A 15,999-nucleotide genomic window follows, 5' to 3' on the forward strand; every position below is an offset into this window, starting at 1 on the left:
ACTGCCGGGGTGGCTCCTGACACTCCGGCACATCGACATCGCGCCTCCGATCCGCGGAGGGGAACGCCCGCAGGCGGCGGCACCCGGTACGAGCCCCGCACCGACGGCACGGTCGTCGGCGTGGGGGTCGACGTCGTGGACATCGCCCGTCTCACGGATTCCCTGGCCCGCACCCCGGGCCTGCTGGAGAGACTCCTGACACCGTCCGAGCACTCCCTCTCCCACGCCTCACGGGCCGCGCGGGTCGCCGCCAAGGAGGCCGTGGGCAAGGCGCTCGGGCACCCGGGGGACTTCTCCTGGCACGACGTGACCGTCGAGCGCACGGCCGAGTCCCGCCCCTACCTCGTGCTGCGGGGCGCGACCGAGCGCTGCGCCCACGAGCTCGGCGTGAGCCACCTCCACCTGTCCCTGTCGCACGACGGGCCCGTGGCCACCGCGATCGTCGTCGCCGAGCGGGGCGCCGCCGGGTCCTCCCTGACCACCGCGCCCGGAGGCACCGCATGATCCGCGCCGCCACCCCCGATCAGGTGCGGGCCGCGGAGCGGCCCCTGCTCGAGGCCGGGGTCCCTCTCATGCAGCGCGCCGCCGCGGCGCTCGCGGCCCGCCTGGTCCCGCTGCTCCGCGAGCGCGCGGGGCACCTGAGCGGAGCCCGCCTCGTGATCCTCGCGGGCCCCGGGTCCAACGGCGGCGACGCCCTGCTGGCAGGGGCGCACCTGGCGCGCCGCGGCGTCGCCGTCACCGCCGTGGGCACCTCGGATCGGATCCACGAGGACGGCGCGGCGGCCCTGCGGAGGAACGGCGGACGCCTCGAACGTGCCTGCGACGGGCAGAACGCACTGGCCCGCGCGGACGTCCTGGTCGACGGCGTGCTCGGGATCGGCGGCCGCACCCGGCTCGATGCGCCGCTGCGCGAGCTGCTCGCGGCCGCGATGGCGGCGCCGGCACCGATCGTGGCGGTCGACGTGCCCACCGGCGTCGACGCCGCGACGGGCGTGCCCGGCGAGGGGGCGGTCCGGGCGGACCTCACCGTGACGTTCGGCGCCGCCAAGAGCGGGCTGCTGCTGCCCGGCGCCGCCGAGCACGTGGGTGTGCTCGAAGTGGTGGACGTGGGCCTGGCGCCGCACCTCCCGGCGCCGGCCGACGTGCGCCGCCTGACCGCCGACGACGTCCGCGCCCTGTGGCCCGTCCCGTCGGCGCAGGACCACAAGTACTCCCGGGGCGTCGTCACGATCGACGCGGGATCCGAGGACTTCCCCGGGGCGGCCGTGCTGTCGACCGAGGGTGCCGCGAGGACCGGTGCCGGGATGGTGCGCTACCGCGGCCCCGCCGCCGTGCGCGACCTCATCCTGCAGCGACGACCCGAGGTGGTGGGGACCGACGGGCGCCGCCAGGCGCTCGTGATCGGCTCCGGGCTGCCGCCCGAGGACCCGCGCTGCCGCGCCGGGGTGCTCGAGCTGCGGGCGCCCGACGCGGTCGGGGTGATCGACGCCGGCGCGCTCGGGGCGATCCAGGCGGGGGACCGCTTCGGACCCCGGGTCGTGCTGACCCCGCACGCGGGCGAGGCGGCGCGCCTCGCCGAGGTCCTCGACCTCGACCCGCGGCAGGAGCCCCGCCCGCTCGCGGTGGCGCTCTCCCGGTCCACCGGCGCGACCGTGCTGCTCAAGGGTTCCGTGACGCTCGTCGCACCCGGCGATGACCCGGAGCACGTCTTCTCCCAGGCCGATGCGACGCCGTGGCTCGCGACCGCCGGTGCCGGGGACGTGCTCGGCGGCATCGTCGGGACCCTGCTCGCGGCGGGGATCGAGGGCGGGACGGCCGCGGCGCTCGGCGCCCTCGTGCACGGCCGCGCCGCGGTCAGCGCCTCCCGTGGAGGGGTCGCACCCCTCGTGGCCCTCGATGTCGCCGATGCCGTGCCGGTGGCCCTCGCGGCTATCCTGGGCGACGCGGCCGAGCCGACCGCACGTCGAGGAGGAGCATGAGCGTCGCCATCCCCGCGGAGGACCCGCGGCACATCCCCAACCGTGCCGTCGTCAACCCCGCCGCGATCACGCACAACACCCGCGCCGTGCGCGGGCTCCTCGGCGAGCAGACCGCGCTCATGGCGATCGTCAAGGCCGACGGGTACGGCCACGGCATGCTCACCGCGGCCCGCGCTGCGCTCGAGGGCGGCGCCACCTGGCTCGGCGCGGCCCACCCCGCCTCCGCGCTCGCCCTCGCACGCGCCGGGTTCGACGTGCCGATCTTCACCTGGCTCTACGAGCCCGTGACCGCCGCCGCGGTGCTCCCGGAGATCATCGCCGCCGGCGTCGACGTGTCGGTGGGCTCCGAGCGGATGCTGCGGATGGTCTCCGACGCGAGCCGCGCCGTCGACGGACGGGCTCGCGTGCACGTCAAGATCGACTCCGGCATGGGCCGCAACGGCGTGATCCCCTCGGCCGTCGCGGGACTGGGCAGCGCGATCCGCGAGGACGACCACGTCCAGCTCGTCGCCGCCTGGACCCACCTGTCCTCCGTCGACGACCCCGAGGATCCCGAGACGGACCGCCAGGTCGAGACCTTCGACCGCTCCTGCGCGATCCTCGCCGAGGAGACCGGTCCCGTGCCCCTGCAGCACCTCGCGAACTCCGCGGCCACGATCTCCCGCCCCGATCTGCACCGCGACATCGTCCGACCGGGCATCGCCCTGTACGGCTACCCGCCCCTGCCGATGCCCGAGGGCGTGCGCCTGCGCCCGGCCCTGTCGATCACCAGCCACCTCGCGCTGGTCAAGGACGTCCCGGCCGGCACCCACGTCGGCTATGGCCACACCTGGACGACGCCCGAGGACACCCGGCTCGGTCTGGTCCCCATCGGCTACGCCGACGGCCTGCACCGCGCGGCCTCGGGCGAGGTGGGACTCGTGGTGCGCACCCGCACCGGCGACCAGATCGCCCGCCAGGTGGGCCGGATCTCGATGGACCAGATCGTGCTGGACCTGGGCCCGGAGTCCAAGGCCCAGTCCGGGGACCTCGTGATCGTCCTCGGGGATCCCTCGGCCGCCGTCCTGGACGAGGGAACCGTGCCCACCGCGGAGGATTGGGCCCGTGCCGCCGGGACCATCCCCTACGAGGTCCTCACCTCGGTGAGCTCGCGCGTCTCGCGCGAGGCACGGGCGTGACCGGGCCCGATGCCCCGGACCGTGCGACGGAGCCGGCCCCGCTGATCGTCCACACCGCCGCCGCCGAGGGCAGCCGGGACGTGGCCCGCCGCCTCGCGGCGCACCTGCGCCCGGGGGACCTCCTGGTCCTGGACGGCCCGCTCGGCGCCGGGAAGACCACCTTCACCCAGGGCCTCGGCGAGGCCCTCGGGGTCCGTGGGGCCGTGGCCTCGCCGACGTTCGTCATCTCCCGGGTGCATCCCTCGCTCACCGGCGGCCCGGCCCTCGTGCACGTCGACGCCTACCGGCTGTCCGGGGGCTTCGACATCGAGGACCTCGACCTCGATGCGGACGCCGCCGACGCGGTGACCGTCGTCGAATGGGGCCGGGACCGCGTCGAGGGCCTCTCGGACTCCCACCTGCTGCTCGAGCTGGCCCGCCCCGACACCGTTGAGGCGGGGGAGGACGGCGAGGACCTCGTCGACGAGCCCCGCACCCTGACCCTCACCGGCGTCGGGCCGCGCTGGGACGCCGCCGCGCTCGCCGCCCTGCGCGCGGACCTCGCGGGCCCCGACGCCGCCTCCGGACCTCGCGCACACCACGACCATCACGCCCAGGAGGCCTGACATGTGGCTCGGCATCGACACCTCGGGGACCGTCAGCGTCGCCGTCGCCGACGACCCCGCGGGCTCCGCGACCACGACGGTCCGCGCCGTCCTGGGGGATGACCGCGCGCGCCACCACGACGAGGTCCTGCTGGGGCTCATCGACCAGGCGTTGCGCGACGCAGGGATCACCCGCGGCGATCTGACGGGCATCGTCGCAGGTCGGGGGCCCGGACCGTTCACGGGTCTGCGTGTGGGGCTCGTGGTGGCCCGCACCCTCGCCTTCGTGCTCGACGTGCCGCTGCGCGGTTGCTGCTCCCTGGACGCGCTGGCCCATCAGGCGGCCGCGCGGGTCATCTCGGGCCAGGAGCAGGGGCCGCTCGAGGTCGCCGTGGCCCTGGACGCCCGGCGCCGCGAGGTCTACCACGCCCGCTACACCGCCGATCGCGGATCGCTCGTGCGCACCGAGGGACCCGCCGTCGCCGCCCCCGCCCAGATCGCCCCGCAGCTGCGGCAGGCGAGGGTGCTCGTGGGATCGGGCACCGAGCTCTACCCCGAGCTGCTGCCGGCGACCGCCCCGCTGCACCACGTCGACGCCGGGCACCTGCTGCAGGTCGCGGCGCTCGAGATCGCTGCGGGGGAGGATCTCACCTCGACCGCTCCGCTGTACCTGCGGGCGCCGGACGCCGCACGGCCCACCGCCCGCAAGAGCGCGCTGGGCCGATGACCTCCGCCGGTCCCGACGGCGCGTCCATGCCGGACTGGGAGCTGCGCCCGGCCACCCTCGAGGACGTCGAGGAGATCGCCTTCCTCGAGCTCGAGCTGTTCCCCGACGAGGCCTGGACGGTGTTCCAGCTCGCCGAGGAGGTCGAGCACCCGTTGCGCCGCTACGTCGTCGCGGTGTCCGTGCCTGCGGGCGAGCTGCTCGGCTACGCCGGCACGATGGTCGCCGGCGACGCCGCGGACCTGCACACCATCGGCACCGCACACCCGGGTCACGGGATCGGCCGGGCGCTCCTGGCCTGGTGCGAGGACCGTGCCGCGGAGGCCGGGGCCCACGAGATGCTGCTCGAGGTGCGCGAGGACAACGAGAGGGCCCGCGCGGTGTACGCGCGGGCCGGGTACGAGCCGATCGCCCGGCGATCCGGCTACTACCGGATCACCGGGCGATCGATCGATGCGATCGTCATGCGGCGCGCCCTCGACGACGGGCGCGCAGCGCTCAGAGGAACGCCCTGACCTTCTGGAACAGGTCGACGTAGCGACGGTCCAGGATGCGTGCCGCGCCGCGGACGCAGAGCCACAGGGCCAGCCCCCCGCACAGGACCGAGACGAATCCTGCCGTGAGCTGCAGCACCTCGTTGCCCAGCACGAGCCCCGTGATGGCCAGCGCGATCGCGGGCAGCTGCGGGACCCACAGGCCCAGCATCGCCCCGAAGGTCGAGATGAGCGCGTTGGCCGAGTTCGCGGACTTGTCCTTGAGCGGGTTGGTGCCCGGGGGGCTCGTCGGGTAGGGCAGCAGCACCGCGATCAGGCACGAGGTGCCCCACGCCGACATCATCGCCCCCATCGAGCCGAGCAGCAGCAGCGGGATCAGCCAGGCCATCCCGAGGACCAGCGGGATCGTGACGGAGGCGATCACCGCGAACGGCACCGCGAACACCGCGAGCCCGATGACCCGGCCGATCAGGTTGTCGCGGGCCTTCAGCCCGGCGGTGATGTTGACCCACCCGGCCGGTCCGTCGAAGCCGATCTCGTTGCAGATCGCGATGCTCGACATGGCCGAGATGAACACCACGGCGGCCACCGCGACGTACCGCTGGGGCTCGGAGAACAGGCCCATGGCGGTGAAGAACAGCAGCAGGAGCGGCATGATCCCGATCGAGGCGAGGTAGCGGGCGTCGCGGCGCCAGTAGCGCAGCGAGCGTCCGATCACGGCCCCCAGCGCGTCCTGGCGGGCCAAGCGCGGGACGAGTGCGGTGACCTTGGTGCTGCCCGAGGTCGCGTCGCCGACCAGGGCGGACTGCAGCGCCTTGTCGACCGAGGAGCGCCACCACAGCCACAGCAGCACGATGCTCACGAGGCCGATCACCAGACGGGCGAGGCCCGTGAGGTACTGGCCCTCGGCGAGGTCCACCGGCACCGCGAAGGGTGCTCCCACGGGGGTCCAGGCGACCACCTCGACCACGACGCGCGCGGTCCGGACGAGCACGTCGAGGGAGAACTCGGTGATGTTCTGCGCCAGCAGGGAGATGCCGTAGATCGCGCCGATCATGACGACCATGCCGAGCACCCCGCCGAGCTCTCGACCCCTGCGGGAGGACTGGCGCACGGCAGATCGCGCGAGGATCGCCCGGGGGAGCAGGAGGCACAGGGCCAGGCCCAGCAGGTTCGCCGGCAGCAGCAGGACGATCCCCGCGACGAGACCGGCCGTGGTGGGCACGGGGGACGTCAGCATCCACAGCACCTCGCTGACCGACAGCAGCAGCACACCCGCGAGGGTGAGCACGGCGGGGATGCTGAGCACCGCCGCGGCGAACAGTCCCGGCTGCAGCTCCTTGGCCGAGCGCGGCAGGGTCGCGAAGCGCCGCGGGTCCAGCGTGTCGTCGAGGCCGAAGGCGAAGATCGGGATGAGCAGCCAGCCCAGCACGAGCGCGGCACCGAGGCCGCGGACGAGGAGGCCGAAGGCGTCGGTGCCGGCGCCGTCGATGAGCAGGGCCGCCGCGAACAGCGCGAAGCCCGCGCCCACGAGGCCGCCGACGCCGTAGACCACGCCGAAGCAGGTGCCGATGATCTTGCCGACGTTCTTGCGGAAGGAGCGCTTCCACAGGGTCCATTTCAGGCGCACCAGGATCCGGACGAGCGCGGAGGCCTGCACGGATCCGGCGCCCATGCCGCCGATCGCGTGGAGGGTGCCGACGCCGTGGTGCTCGGCCCCGGGGCGGCTGGACGAGGTGACGGGTGCGGTGGTCATGATCACTCCTCCAGCCAGGAGAGGCTGCCCTCGGCGACGTCGGCGCCGCCGACCATCGACACGAAGCGGTCCACGAGGGAGTCCCCGGCACGGACCTCGTCGAGGGTGCCGGCGGCCAGCACGCGGCCCTCGGCGATCACGGCCACGTGGCTGCACAGCTCCTCGACGAGCTGCATGACGTGGCTGGACAGGATGACGGTGCCGCCGCCGGCGACGAACTGCCGCAGGATCTTGCGGATCACCTCGCCGGAGACGGGATCGACGGCCTCGAGGGGCTCGTCGAGCACGAGCAGGCGCGGCGCGTGGATGAGGGCCCCGGCCAGCAGGATTTTCTTGGTCATGCCGGCCGAGTAGTCGACGACCAGCTTGCCCTCCTCGCCCGCGAGGCCGAGCGCCCCGAGCAGCGAGTCGATGCGCTGGGTGACGACGTCGGCGGACATGCCGCGGATCAGGCCGATGTAGGTGAGCAGCTCACGTCCGGTGAGCCGGTCGAAGGTGCGCAGCCCGTCGGCGAGGACGCCGAGCTGGGACTTGGCGCGTTCGGGCTCGGCCCACATGTCGATGCCGAGGACCTGCGCGGTCCCGGCGTCGGGCCGCAGGAGGCCGGTGGCCATGGACAGCGTCGTGGTCTTGCCGGCGCCGTTGGGCCCGACGAGGCCGTAGAAGGAGCCCCGCGGCACGTCGAGGGAGACGTCGTGGACCACCTCGGTGCGGTCGAAGGACTTGGTGAGGCCGCGCAGCGACAGCGCGGCATCGGTGTCGGCGGGGGGTGCGGCCGCGGGCTCGGACGACGGGGAGTCGGGCACGAGGGCGGGTGCGTGATCGGTGACCATGGTCAGGAAGCTACCCGGGCCGCACGGCCCGCACGAGCCTCCCAGAGGAGATGGCGGCACCGACTTTGGTCGGTGCGTGCCGTCGTCAGCGCTGCGGCTCGAGGAGGGCGTTCTCGGTCGTCTCGCGCACGAGGTGGCGGACGATGTCGCGCCCCGTCGCCCCGGGCTCGGCGGCGACCGCGAGCTGGCGCTGGTAGGAGGCGCCGCGGGTCAGGATCTCCTCGACGCCCGCGAGCTCCGCGACGCAGTCCAGGCGCTCGGCCACCGGTGCCAGGCGTGCCAGCTCGGCACGCACGTGGTCCACGATGAGCTCCTCGCGGTTGTCGCGGCCCACCACGAGGATCGCGTCCATGCCGTACCGCGCGGCGCGCCACTTGTTCTCGGCCACCTGCCAGGCCGTGAGCGTCTCGAGGGCCTCGCCGGCGTCGATCCGCGCAGACAGGTCCTCGACGAGGCACTGGACGTAGGCGGCCAGTGCGAGGACCTCCCGGAGGGTCGGCAGCCCGTCGGCGACCCGCACCTCGATCGTGCCGAACACCGGCACCGGGCGGATGTCCCAGCGGATCTCGTTGATCTGGTCGATGACCCCCATCGTGAGCATGTCCTCGACGTAGGTCTCGTACTCCTGCCAGCTGCCGAACTGGTACGGGAGCCCGGCCGTCGGCAGCTGCTGGAACAGCAGGGAGCGGTTGGAGGCATAGCGCGTGGACTCGCCCTGCCAGTAGGGGCTGGACGCCGTCAGGGACAGGAGGGGACCGGCGGCGGTGAGCAGAGCGTTGGTGATGGGCAGGATCTTGGCGGGGTCCTCGATGCCCACGTGGACGTGCACGCCGTAGATCGTCATCTGGCGCCCCCACCACTGGGTGCGGTCGATGAGCGTCGCGTAGCGGTCGGCGTCGGAGACCTGCTGCTCCTCCCAGCGGGAGAAGGGGTGGGTCCCTGCGCTCGTGACATCCACGCGCATCGGGTCCGCGGCTCGGCGGACCTTGGCCAGCGAGCCGGTGAGATCCTCTCCGGCCTCCCGCACCGTCGTGCACGCCCCCGTCACGAGCTCGACGGTGTTCTGCAGCAGCTCGCCGACGACGCCGGAGGTGCCGGCGTGCTCGTCGTGCACCGCCTCGAGCACCGCGGCGGCGCACTGGCGGGCCGCGCCGGAGTCGCGGTCGACGAGCAGGAGCTCCCACTCGACGCCGAGGGTCGAGCGGGCGGAGGCGGCGACGGGGATGCTGCGGGGACGGGACATGGATCGCATTCTCTCAGGGCCGCGGGAGCTCGTGGCGCCGTGTGACGTCGGGTGACGCGGGGCGACCGGACGGTCGGTGCGCGCCGTGCGTCGCGTTCGCCCGATTCGGTCGCAGGTAGAGTACCGACGTCCCACCCCCGGACCGGACCCACGAGGAGCAGTCGATGACATCCAGGATCCTGACCAGGCGGCTCGCCGAGCGCGACCCCGCCGGCGATGCCCCGCAGGAGGTGCGCGAGATCCCCATCGGGGTGCGCCGCGCCGCCGCGTGGTCGTGGCGGATCCTGCTGATCGTGGCGCTGCTCGCGCTCGTGGTGTGGAGCCTGTCGCAGGTCATGACGCTCGTGATCCCCGTGCTGGTGGCGATCCTGCTCGCCTCGCTGCTGAGCCCCCTCGTCAAGCTCCTGTCGACCCATTCCTTCCTGGGCCGCGGAGCCTCGGCGGGCATCGCGCTCATCGGGCTGATCCTCGTGATCGCCGGGATGCTCACCCTCGCGGGCCGCCAGCTGTTCTCGCAGTACCAGGACATCGCCGACAAGGCCGTCGACGGCTTCAACACGGTGGCCAACTGGGTGACCGGGACCATGGGCATCGACACGCCCACCATCAACTCCTGGCTGGACCAGCTCCTCGGCGAGCTGCAGAAGAACTCCGGGACGATCATCTCCGGCGCCGTCTCCGGCGTCTCGACGGTCGGCAACGTCGTCACCGGCGTCGTGATCTGCCTGTTCACGCTGTTCTTCCTGCTCTCCGGCGGTGCCTCGATCTGGCGCTGGACCGTGGGGCTGCTGCCGCCGGCCGCGCGCGTGCCCACCCATGAGGCGTTCCGGCGCGGATGGAAGGCCCTGTCGGCGTACATGCGCACCCAGGTGCTCGTCGCCGCGGTGGACGCCACCGGCATCGGCCTGGGCATGGTGTTCCTGGGCCTGGGCTCGTACGCGATCCCCGTGTGGCTCATCGTCTTCGTGTTCTCCTTCGTGCCACTGGTCGGTGCGATCGTCTCCGGGGCCATCGCGGTGCTGCTCGTGCTGGTGCTGAAGTCGTGGGTGCTCGCGCTCGTGATGGTAGGCATCGTCGTGGCCGTCCAGCAGATCGAGGGCAACGTCCTGCAGCCCTTCCTCATGGGCAAGGCCGTCGAGCTGCATCCGCTCGCGGTGTTCCTGGGCGTCGCCACCGGCACGATCATCGCGGGCATCCCCGGAGCGCTCTTCTCGATCCCCCTGCTCGCCTTCGTCAACGCCACGATGCTCTACCTCACCGGGCGGGACCCGAGCACCGAGCTCGGCACCGACGACGCGGCGACCCAGGGCTTCGCGCCCGTCCGCCGCACCCCGCACCGCGTCTGATCCGGGCGCGGGGCACCCTCCCCGCAGGAAGCCGGTCCCATGGATCTCCTCCGCCCTACCGCACGCCGTCCCGAGCGGCCGGGCCCGCACGCCGAATCCGCGCTGCCTCCCGAGGTCCGCGAGATCCCGGTCGGGGTCCGGCGGGCGGCCGCCTGGTCGTGGCGTCTCATCGTCGTGGTGGTCGCGGCGGCGGGCATCCTCTGGGCGCTCGGGCAGGTCATGTCCCTGCTCGTGCCCGTCCTCGTGGCGATCCTGCTCGCGGCGCTGCTGTCGCCGCTCGTGGGGATCCTCGCGCGACACACGCCGCTCGGACGCGGGCTCGCGAGCCTCGTGGTGCTCCTGGGGACGATCCTCGTGGTCGCCGGGATGATCACCGTCGCGGGCCAGCAGTTCACCGCACAGTTCTCCAGCATCCAGTCCAAGGCCGTCAGCGGGTTCGAGCAGCTGGTGTCCTACGCGACGAGCACCCTGCGGCTCGACCCGTCGATGCTCGAACGCGCCCAGACGGAGCTCCTCCAGCGTCTCCAGGCCAACTCCGAGACGATCGCGCGCGGCGCCCTCACCGGGGTCGAGACCATCGGGACCACCCTCACCGGACTCGTGATCTGCCTCTTCGCGCTGTTCTTCCTGCTCAAGGACGGCGCGGCGATCTGGCGCTGGGTGGTGGGCCTGCTGCCCCCCGCGGCCCGGATCCCCACCCATGAGGCGTTCCGCCGCGGCTGGAAGGCGCTGTCGGCGTACGTGCGCACCCAGATCGTGGTCGCGGCGATCAACGGCACGGGCATCGGGATCGGCGTGGCCGCGCTCGGGCTGGGCTCCTACGCCGTGCCGGTGTTCCTGCTGGTGTTCCTGTTCTCCTTCATCCCGCTGATCGGTGCGATCGTCTCCGGGGCCATCGCGGTGCTGCTCGTGCTCGTGCTGAAGTCCTGGGTGTTCGCGCTGGTGATGGTCGGGATCGTGCTGGCCGTCCACTTCATCGAGGCCGACGTCCTGCACCCCTTCATGATGGGTCGCGCCGTGAGCCTGCACCCCCTGGGCGTGATCCTCGGGGTCGCGCTCGGGGCCGAGACCGCCGGGATCGCCGGCGCCCTGTTCGCGATCCCGCTCATCGCCTTCCTCAACGCCACGCTGCTGCAGCTCGTCGGGAGGGACCCGAGCCCCGAGCTGGGGCACGACTCCCGCACCGCGTCGATGCTCGTGTCGGGCGCGCGACGGCTCGCGGGCGCCCGGCCGATCGCCGGGGTGCGCCGCCTGGCGCGCGCGCGGCGCGCCGGCCGGACGCACCCGGGCGCCTGAGGTCCAGCAGGTCCGGCAGGTCGCGTGGGCGCCGTCGCGGACGCGACCTGGACCAGCACCGATGGCGAGAGGCCCGCACCCCGTGGTGTCGGGGTGCGGGCCTCTCGGCTGCCGGGTGCATCCCGGCGTGCAGGTCAGGCCTTGTAGGGCGTGGCCTTGAGGATCTCGATCGACAGGGCGGTGCCGTTGGGCGCCGTGTACTCGACGGTCTGGCCGACGGACGAGCCGTGGATCGCCGCACCCAGGGGGGACGCGGTCGAGTAGACCTCGAGGTCGTCGCCGTCGGCGATCTCGCGATTGCCCAGGAGGAACGTGCGCTCCTTGCCGGCCAGGCTGATCGTGACGACCATGCCGGGCTCGACGACGCCGTCGTCCTTGGGGGACTCGCCGACGACCGCGTTCTTGAGCAGGCGCTTGAGCTCCGCGATGCGGGCCTCCATCTTCCCCTGCTCCTCGCGGGCGGCGTGGTACCCGCCGTTCTCCTTGAGGTCACCCTCGTCGCGCGCGGCGGCGATGCGCTCGGCGATGTCCGTGCGGCCCGGGCCCTCGAGGGTCTCGAGCTCCTTGGTCAGACGGTCGAACGCCTCCTGCGTGAGCCAGGCGGTGCCGGGATCAGTGCTCACGGTTGCTCCTTGATGCTGGTCGATGATCGTCCGTCGTCCGACGGGCCGATCACGGTCGGTGTGCGGTGACGCCCTCGCGGACGGGCGACCGGGATGCAGAGGTGGTGTCACCACCGTGGTCCCCCCCGGACGTGCGACGCAGAAACGGGACACATTCACCATGTGCCCCGCGTGGTCACGTCACCGTGGAACGCACCAGCATACACGGGGCCTCCGCGGCACCGGGAGGAGAAGGCGATGTGAGAAGCACTGTGTCGTGGGCGGGCGTGTGCCCGTCGGTCCCGCTGTGTCGGCCTGCCGGACATCTGCGTCCGGGGACGACCGCGGACTCAGGTGGGGTCGCAGCTCGAGACGGTCGCCGAGACCGCGGCCCCCTGGGTCGCGACCCGGGTGGTGTGGTTCGTGGTCGTGCCGCGCTGGGCGCCGATGTCCACCTGGGTGAAGCCCACCTGGCCGCGGCTCGCGTCGAGGGCCTCGAGCGTGCACCGTGCGGTCGTGCCCGGGCGCATCGTGACCTGGTACGTCACGTCGATGTGACGGTCGTCGACGTGGTCGTAGGAGATCGTCTCCGCACGGACCGGCTCGTGGGCGATCCCGATCCCGATGACCACCACCAGGACGAGGAACACGGCGGCCAGGATCCCGATGAGGACCCTGTTGCGGCGAGGGTTGGGGGGACGTCCGTAGCGGCTGCTGGGGCGGGGGACCACGGTCGACATGCCCCAAGTCTCGCAGAGCCCGGCGGGACGCACCTGTGCGTGCGCCGCGCGTCCAGGCGGACCGACGTACCCTTGCAGGGTCCTCGCGCGGTCCCGCCGCGCCCCCGCTCCCAGCCCCACCGAGGAACACCGTGACCGTGACCCCCGTCGACGTGGCCCCCGTGGTCCCGTCGGAGCCGCTGCGCCTCGTGGCGGTCCACGCCCACCCGGACGACGAGTCCTCCAAGGGCGCGGCATCGATGGCCAAGTACGCCGAGGAGGGCGAGCAGGTCACCGTCATCACCTGCACCGGCGGCGAGCGGGGAGACATCCTCAACCCCCGCATGCAGGAGGACCCGGAGGCGCTCGCCGACCTCCCGGCCGTGCGCCGCCGCGAGATGGCGCGTGCCCAGGAGATCCTGGGCGTGGACCACGAGTGGCTCGGCTTCATCGACTCGGGACTGCCCGAGGGCGACCCCCTGCCCTCCCTCCCGGAAGGGTCCTTCGCGACCCTCGATCTCGAGACGGCCACCCGCCCCCTCGTCGCGGCGGTGCGTCGGCTGCGGCCGCACGTGCTGACCACGTACGACGAGAACGGCGGCTACCCCCACCCCGACCACATCATGAGCCACCGGATCAGCGTCGCGGCCTTCGCCTGGGCCGCCGACCCCGCGTTCGCGCCCGAGCTCGGGCAGCCGTGGGCCGCGGCCAAGCTGTACTACAACAACGGGTTCTCCCGGCAGCGCTTCGCCGCGATCGCGCGGTACCTGCGGGCCCACGGGCGGCCCAGCGAGGAGATCGAGCAGATGCTCATGCGGTTCGACGAGAGCGGCGATCGGCTCCTGACCACCAGGATCGACGTGCGCGACCACCTCGACAAGCGCGATGCCGCCCTGCGCGCGCACGCGACCCAGGTGGATCCCGACGGCTTCTTCTTCGCGGTGGGCAACGAGGTGCTCCACGACGCCTGGCCCACCGACGACTACGAGCTGCGCACGGCACGGATCGGCGTCACCCTCCCGGAGACCGATCTCTTCGCGGGCCTGCGATGAGCGGGGCGGGGATCGCGCTGACCCAGGTGCTCGCCGCAGGCGGCACGCTGCTCGCCGAGGGCGTCTCGGACGGACCCTCCGACGGCCAGGACCTCAACGCCGTGACGGTGTCCCCGGGGCTGCCGGGCTTCATCGTCATGTTCCTCATCGCCGTGGCGCTCGTGCTGCTGGTGCTCGACATGAGCCGCCGGGTGCGCCGCATCACCGCGCGGGAGCGCATCGAGGAGCGCCATCGCCTCGAGGAGGAGGAGCGGCAGGCCGCGCTCGATGCCCAGGGTGGCGCGGAGGGCGCATCGGCCGAGGAATCGGCGCGGGATCGGCCCGAGGGCGAGCCCGGCGGAGGACCGTCCCCGCGGACGTGACCGCGCCGATCAGGTGATCGCGAGGACCACGGCCACGAGGTGGCAGGTGAATCCGGCGACCGTGAAGGCGTGGAAGATCTCGTGGAACCCGAACCAGGACGGTGAGGGGTTCGGACGCTTGAGGCCGTACACGACGGCGCCGAGGGTGTAGAGGATCCCGCCTGCGACGATCAGCGTGACCACGCCCCAGCCGCCGCCGGCGAGGAACTGCGGCATGTACAGCACGGCCACCCATCCCAGGGCGACGTACGCAGGGGTGTACAGCCAGCGCGGCGCTCCCGTCCAGAACAGGCGGAACGCGACGCCGACGGCCGCTCCGGACCAGGCGATGATGAGCAGGGTCCGCGCCGAGGCGGGCTCGAGCAGGGCCACGGCGAGCGGGGTGTACGTGCCGGCGATGACCAGGAAGATGTTGGCGTGGTCCATGCGCCGCAGCGTGATCGCCAGGCGCGGCTTCCAGGTCCCGCGATGGTAGGTCGCGCTCACCCCGAACAGCGAGCATGCCGTCACGGCGAAGACGACGCAGGCCAGGCGCGTCGGGAGGTCCGGGCCGATCGCGACGAGCAGCAGCCCCGCGACCAGTGCCGTCGGGAAGGCGATGAGGTGGATGACCCCGCGCAGCCGGGGCTTGGGGAGTGTCGAGCCCAGCAGGCGCTGGAGCTTCAGGGCCCGGCGGCGCGCGGCGGGGGAGTCGTCCTCGACGGGGGTGTCGGTGGCCTCCGCGGCACGGCCGTCCGGGGTGGCGTCGTGCTCGGCGAGAGGCTGGGGGGTGCTCATGGGCGTCAGGATAACCTACGCATCCGTAGGTTCCGCGGGGAGCCTCCGGTCGGCGTCCGCGGCAGGTGCCGGTCGCGCGCCCCGCGCGTGCGAGGAGATCCCGTGAGGATCCGAGCCGCGCCGAACAGGACCGGGCCCGCCCGTCCTCGTGGTCCGACATAATGGCGCGGTCACCGGGGAGTCCGGGCATCGCGCGAGGGGAGGGCCATGGAGGACGACGGACTGCTGCACCGCGTCTACGAGCGCCGCCTCGCCCACAGCCTCGACCCGGAGTGTCTTCCGCGCCACATCGGCGTGATCGTCGACGGCAACCGCCGCTGGGCCAAGGCGTCCGGCGCCTCGACCGCGGAGGGCCACCGTCAGGGCGCCGCCAAGATCACCGAGTTCCTCGAATGGTGCGAGGAGATGGCGATCCCGCTGGTCACCATCTGGATGCTGTCGACCGACAACCTCTCGCGGCCGGCCGAGGAGCTCGCCTCGCTGCACGAGATCATCGCCGATGCCGTCGCCGAGCACACCGCCGCGGGGTATGCCGTGCGGATCGCCGGGAGCGCGCACCTGCTGCCCGATGCCGTGCAGGCGCGCATCCAGGCCATGATCGATGCCGCGGAGCCGCGCCGCTCCCTCGTCGTGAATCTCGCGATCGGCTACGGCGGGCGCCAGGAGATCGTGGACGCCGTCCGGGAGATCATCCGCGCCGGCGCCGCCGACGGGCTCTCCGTCGAGGAGATCGCCGAGACCGTCAGCATCGACGCCGTGTCCGAGCACCTCTACACCCGCGGTCAGCCGGATCCCGACCTCATCATCCGCACCTCGGGCGAGCAGCGGATGTCCGGATTCCTCCTCTGGCAGTCCGTGCATTCGGAGTACTGGTTCTGCGAGACCTATTGGCCGGGTTTCCGGCGCACGGACTTCCTGCGCGCCCTGCGCGACTACTGCCGGCGGGAGCGGCGCTTCGGATCCTGACGGGGCCGGCGGCGCGGACCGATGGGGTCGCGCGAGGGATCGGGACGGGGACCGGCGACGCGGATCGATGGGGTCGCGCGTGCGATCG

At 73.0% G+C, this 15,999-nt stretch carries 17 protein-coding genes; 11 read left to right on the forward strand and 6 right to left on the reverse strand.

Features of this window, described 5'->3' with window-relative positions:
* The first annotated feature begins 9 nt into the window (after window positions 1-9).
* The 6 genes from ACT3TZ_RS05730 to ACT3TZ_RS05755 are packed head-to-tail and all read left to right on the forward strand — an operon-like array spanning window position 10 to window position 4,980.
* Window positions 10-504 carry a holo-ACP synthase gene (locus ACT3TZ_RS05730; protein ID WP_444582435.1) on the forward strand — a complete coding sequence of 165 codons (495 nt, stop codon included), beginning with the start codon at window positions 10-12 and terminating at the stop codon, window positions 502-504.
* Window positions 501-1,979, forward strand: a complete 1,479-nt coding sequence (locus tag ACT3TZ_RS05735; protein WP_444582436.1) for an NAD(P)H-hydrate epimerase — start codon at window positions 501-503, stop codon at window positions 1,977-1,979. The genes ACT3TZ_RS05730 and ACT3TZ_RS05735 overlap by 4 nt, the downstream gene beginning before the upstream one ends.
* Window positions 1,976-3,157: an alanine racemase gene (alr, locus tag ACT3TZ_RS05740; RefSeq protein WP_444582437.1), complete on the forward strand. Its 1,182-nt coding sequence runs from the start codon at window positions 1,976-1,978 to the stop codon at window positions 3,155-3,157. Before ACT3TZ_RS05735 ends, alr begins: the two co-directional genes overlap by 4 nt.
* Before the next feature lie 41 nt (window positions 3,158-3,198).
* Entirely contained in the window at window positions 3,199-3,762 is a 564-nt protein-coding gene (tsaE, locus tag ACT3TZ_RS05745; protein ID WP_444582475.1) for a tRNA (adenosine(37)-N6)-threonylcarbamoyltransferase complex ATPase subunit type 1 TsaE, read from the forward strand.
* Between the two features lies 1 nt (window position 3,763).
* Complete coding sequence (gene tsaB, locus ACT3TZ_RS05750) at window positions 3,764-4,468, forward strand: tRNA (adenosine(37)-N6)-threonylcarbamoyltransferase complex dimerization subunit type 1 TsaB (RefSeq protein WP_444582438.1); 705 nt, start codon at window positions 3,764-3,766, stop codon at window positions 4,466-4,468.
* Complete coding sequence (locus tag ACT3TZ_RS05755; RefSeq protein WP_444582439.1) at window positions 4,465-4,980, forward strand: GNAT family N-acetyltransferase; 516 nt, start codon at window positions 4,465-4,467, stop codon at window positions 4,978-4,980. The genes tsaB and ACT3TZ_RS05755 overlap by 4 nt, the downstream gene beginning before the upstream one ends.
* Here the strand turns inward: ACT3TZ_RS05755 and ACT3TZ_RS05760 are convergent.
* From ACT3TZ_RS05760 to ACT3TZ_RS05770, 3 genes are all read right to left on the reverse strand, one after another.
* The gene (locus tag ACT3TZ_RS05760) at window positions 4,964-6,715 is read right to left on the reverse strand and encodes a hypothetical protein (protein WP_444582440.1); all 1,752 of its coding nucleotides are present in this window, start codon (window positions 6,713-6,715) and stop codon (window positions 4,964-4,966) included. The genes ACT3TZ_RS05755 and ACT3TZ_RS05760 overlap by 17 nt on opposite strands.
* Window positions 6,716-6,717: 2 nt before the next feature.
* Entirely contained in the window at window positions 6,718-7,548 is an 831-nt protein-coding gene (locus ACT3TZ_RS05765; protein WP_444582441.1) for an ABC transporter ATP-binding protein, read from the reverse strand.
* A gap of 85 nt (window positions 7,549-7,633) precedes the next feature.
* Entirely contained in the window at window positions 7,634-8,791 is a 1,158-nt protein-coding gene (locus tag ACT3TZ_RS05770) for a glutamate--cysteine ligase (protein WP_444582442.1), read from the reverse strand.
* 164 nt (window positions 8,792-8,955) lie between these two features.
* Between ACT3TZ_RS05770 and ACT3TZ_RS05775 the strand changes: the two genes are divergently transcribed.
* Window positions 8,956-10,137 (forward strand): AI-2E family transporter, encoded by a 1,182-nt coding sequence (locus tag ACT3TZ_RS05775; protein ID WP_444582443.1) that lies wholly within the window; start codon window positions 8,956-8,958, stop codon window positions 10,135-10,137.
* A gap of 39 nt (window positions 10,138-10,176) precedes the next feature.
* Complete coding sequence (locus ACT3TZ_RS05780; RefSeq protein ID WP_444582444.1) at window positions 10,177-11,433, forward strand: AI-2E family transporter; 1,257 nt, start codon at window positions 10,177-10,179, stop codon at window positions 11,431-11,433.
* Between the two features lie 134 nt (window positions 11,434-11,567).
* On the opposite strand, the gene greA is transcribed toward ACT3TZ_RS05780, so the two are convergent.
* The gene (gene greA / locus ACT3TZ_RS05785) at window positions 11,568-12,056 is read right to left on the reverse strand and encodes a transcription elongation factor GreA (protein WP_444582445.1); all 489 of its coding nucleotides are present in this window, start codon (window positions 12,054-12,056) and stop codon (window positions 11,568-11,570) included.
* Between the two features lie 329 nt (window positions 12,057-12,385).
* Window positions 12,386-12,775 carry a DUF4307 domain-containing protein gene (locus ACT3TZ_RS05790; protein ID WP_444582446.1) on the reverse strand — a complete coding sequence of 130 codons (390 nt, stop codon included), beginning with the start codon at window positions 12,773-12,775 and terminating at the stop codon, window positions 12,386-12,388.
* Window positions 12,776-12,906: 131 nt separating this feature from the next.
* Between ACT3TZ_RS05790 and mca the strand changes: the two genes are divergently transcribed.
* Window positions 12,907-13,806 carry a mycothiol conjugate amidase Mca gene (gene mca, locus ACT3TZ_RS05795; protein WP_444582447.1) on the forward strand — a complete coding sequence of 300 codons (900 nt, stop codon included), beginning with the start codon at window positions 12,907-12,909 and terminating at the stop codon, window positions 13,804-13,806.
* Window positions 13,803-14,168: a hypothetical protein gene (locus tag ACT3TZ_RS05800; RefSeq protein ID WP_444582448.1), complete on the forward strand. Its 366-nt coding sequence runs from the start codon at window positions 13,803-13,805 to the stop codon at window positions 14,166-14,168. The genes mca and ACT3TZ_RS05800 overlap by 4 nt, the downstream gene beginning before the upstream one ends.
* 9 nt (window positions 14,169-14,177) lie before the next feature.
* Here the strand turns inward: ACT3TZ_RS05800 and trhA are convergent, their stop codons facing one another.
* Entirely contained in the window at window positions 14,178-14,945 is a 768-nt protein-coding gene (gene trhA, locus ACT3TZ_RS05805) for a PAQR family membrane homeostasis protein TrhA (protein WP_444582449.1), read from the reverse strand.
* A gap of 207 nt (window positions 14,946-15,152) precedes the next feature.
* Between trhA and ACT3TZ_RS05810 the strand changes: the two genes are divergently transcribed.
* Window positions 15,153-15,911, forward strand: coding sequence for an isoprenyl transferase (locus ACT3TZ_RS05810; protein ID WP_444582450.1), 759 nt, complete (start codon window positions 15,153-15,155; stop codon window positions 15,909-15,911).
* The last annotated feature ends 88 nt before the right edge of the window (window positions 15,912-15,999 follow it).

This window comes from Brachybacterium sp. AOP25-B2-12, assembly GCF_052378625.1.
Classification (GTDB): Bacteria; Actinomycetota; Actinomycetes; order Actinomycetales; family Dermabacteraceae; genus Brachybacterium.

What these genes read in the sequence shown, in the direction of transcription:
- ACT3TZ_RS05810 (WP_444582450.1), top strand. Translation starts at nt 15,153, where the DNA reads ATGGAGGACGACGGACTGCTGCACCGCGTCTACGAGCGCCGCCTCGCC.
- ACT3TZ_RS05790 (WP_444582446.1), bottom strand. Translation starts at nt 12,775, where the DNA reads ATGTCGACCGTGGTCCCCCGCCCCAGCAGCCGCTACGGACGTCCCCCC.
- ACT3TZ_RS05760 (WP_444582440.1), bottom strand. Translation starts at nt 6,715, where the DNA reads ATGACCACCGCACCCGTCACCTCGTCCAGCCGCCCCGGGGCCGAGCAC.
- alr (WP_444582437.1), top strand. Translation starts at nt 1,976, where the DNA reads ATGAGCGTCGCCATCCCCGCGGAGGACCCGCGGCACATCCCCAACCGT.
- ACT3TZ_RS05765 (WP_444582441.1), bottom strand. Translation starts at nt 7,548, where the DNA reads ATGGTCACCGATCACGCACCCGCCCTCGTGCCCGACTCCCCGTCGTCC.
- ACT3TZ_RS05800 (WP_444582448.1), top strand. Translation starts at nt 13,803, where the DNA reads ATGAGCGGGGCGGGGATCGCGCTGACCCAGGTGCTCGCCGCAGGCGGC.
- trhA (WP_444582449.1), bottom strand. Translation starts at nt 14,945, where the DNA reads ATGAGCACCCCCCAGCCTCTCGCCGAGCACGACGCCACCCCGGACGGC.
- ACT3TZ_RS05755 (WP_444582439.1), top strand. Translation starts at nt 4,465, where the DNA reads ATGACCTCCGCCGGTCCCGACGGCGCGTCCATGCCGGACTGGGAGCTG.
- tsaB (WP_444582438.1), top strand. Translation starts at nt 3,764, where the DNA reads ATGTGGCTCGGCATCGACACCTCGGGGACCGTCAGCGTCGCCGTCGCC.
- ACT3TZ_RS05780 (WP_444582444.1), top strand. Translation starts at nt 10,177, where the DNA reads ATGGATCTCCTCCGCCCTACCGCACGCCGTCCCGAGCGGCCGGGCCCG.
- ACT3TZ_RS05770 (WP_444582442.1), bottom strand. Translation starts at nt 8,791, where the DNA reads ATGTCCCGTCCCCGCAGCATCCCCGTCGCCGCCTCCGCCCGCTCGACC.
- ACT3TZ_RS05775 (WP_444582443.1), top strand. Translation starts at nt 8,956, where the DNA reads ATGACATCCAGGATCCTGACCAGGCGGCTCGCCGAGCGCGACCCCGCC.
- ACT3TZ_RS05735 (WP_444582436.1), top strand. Translation starts at nt 501, where the DNA reads ATGATCCGCGCCGCCACCCCCGATCAGGTGCGGGCCGCGGAGCGGCCC.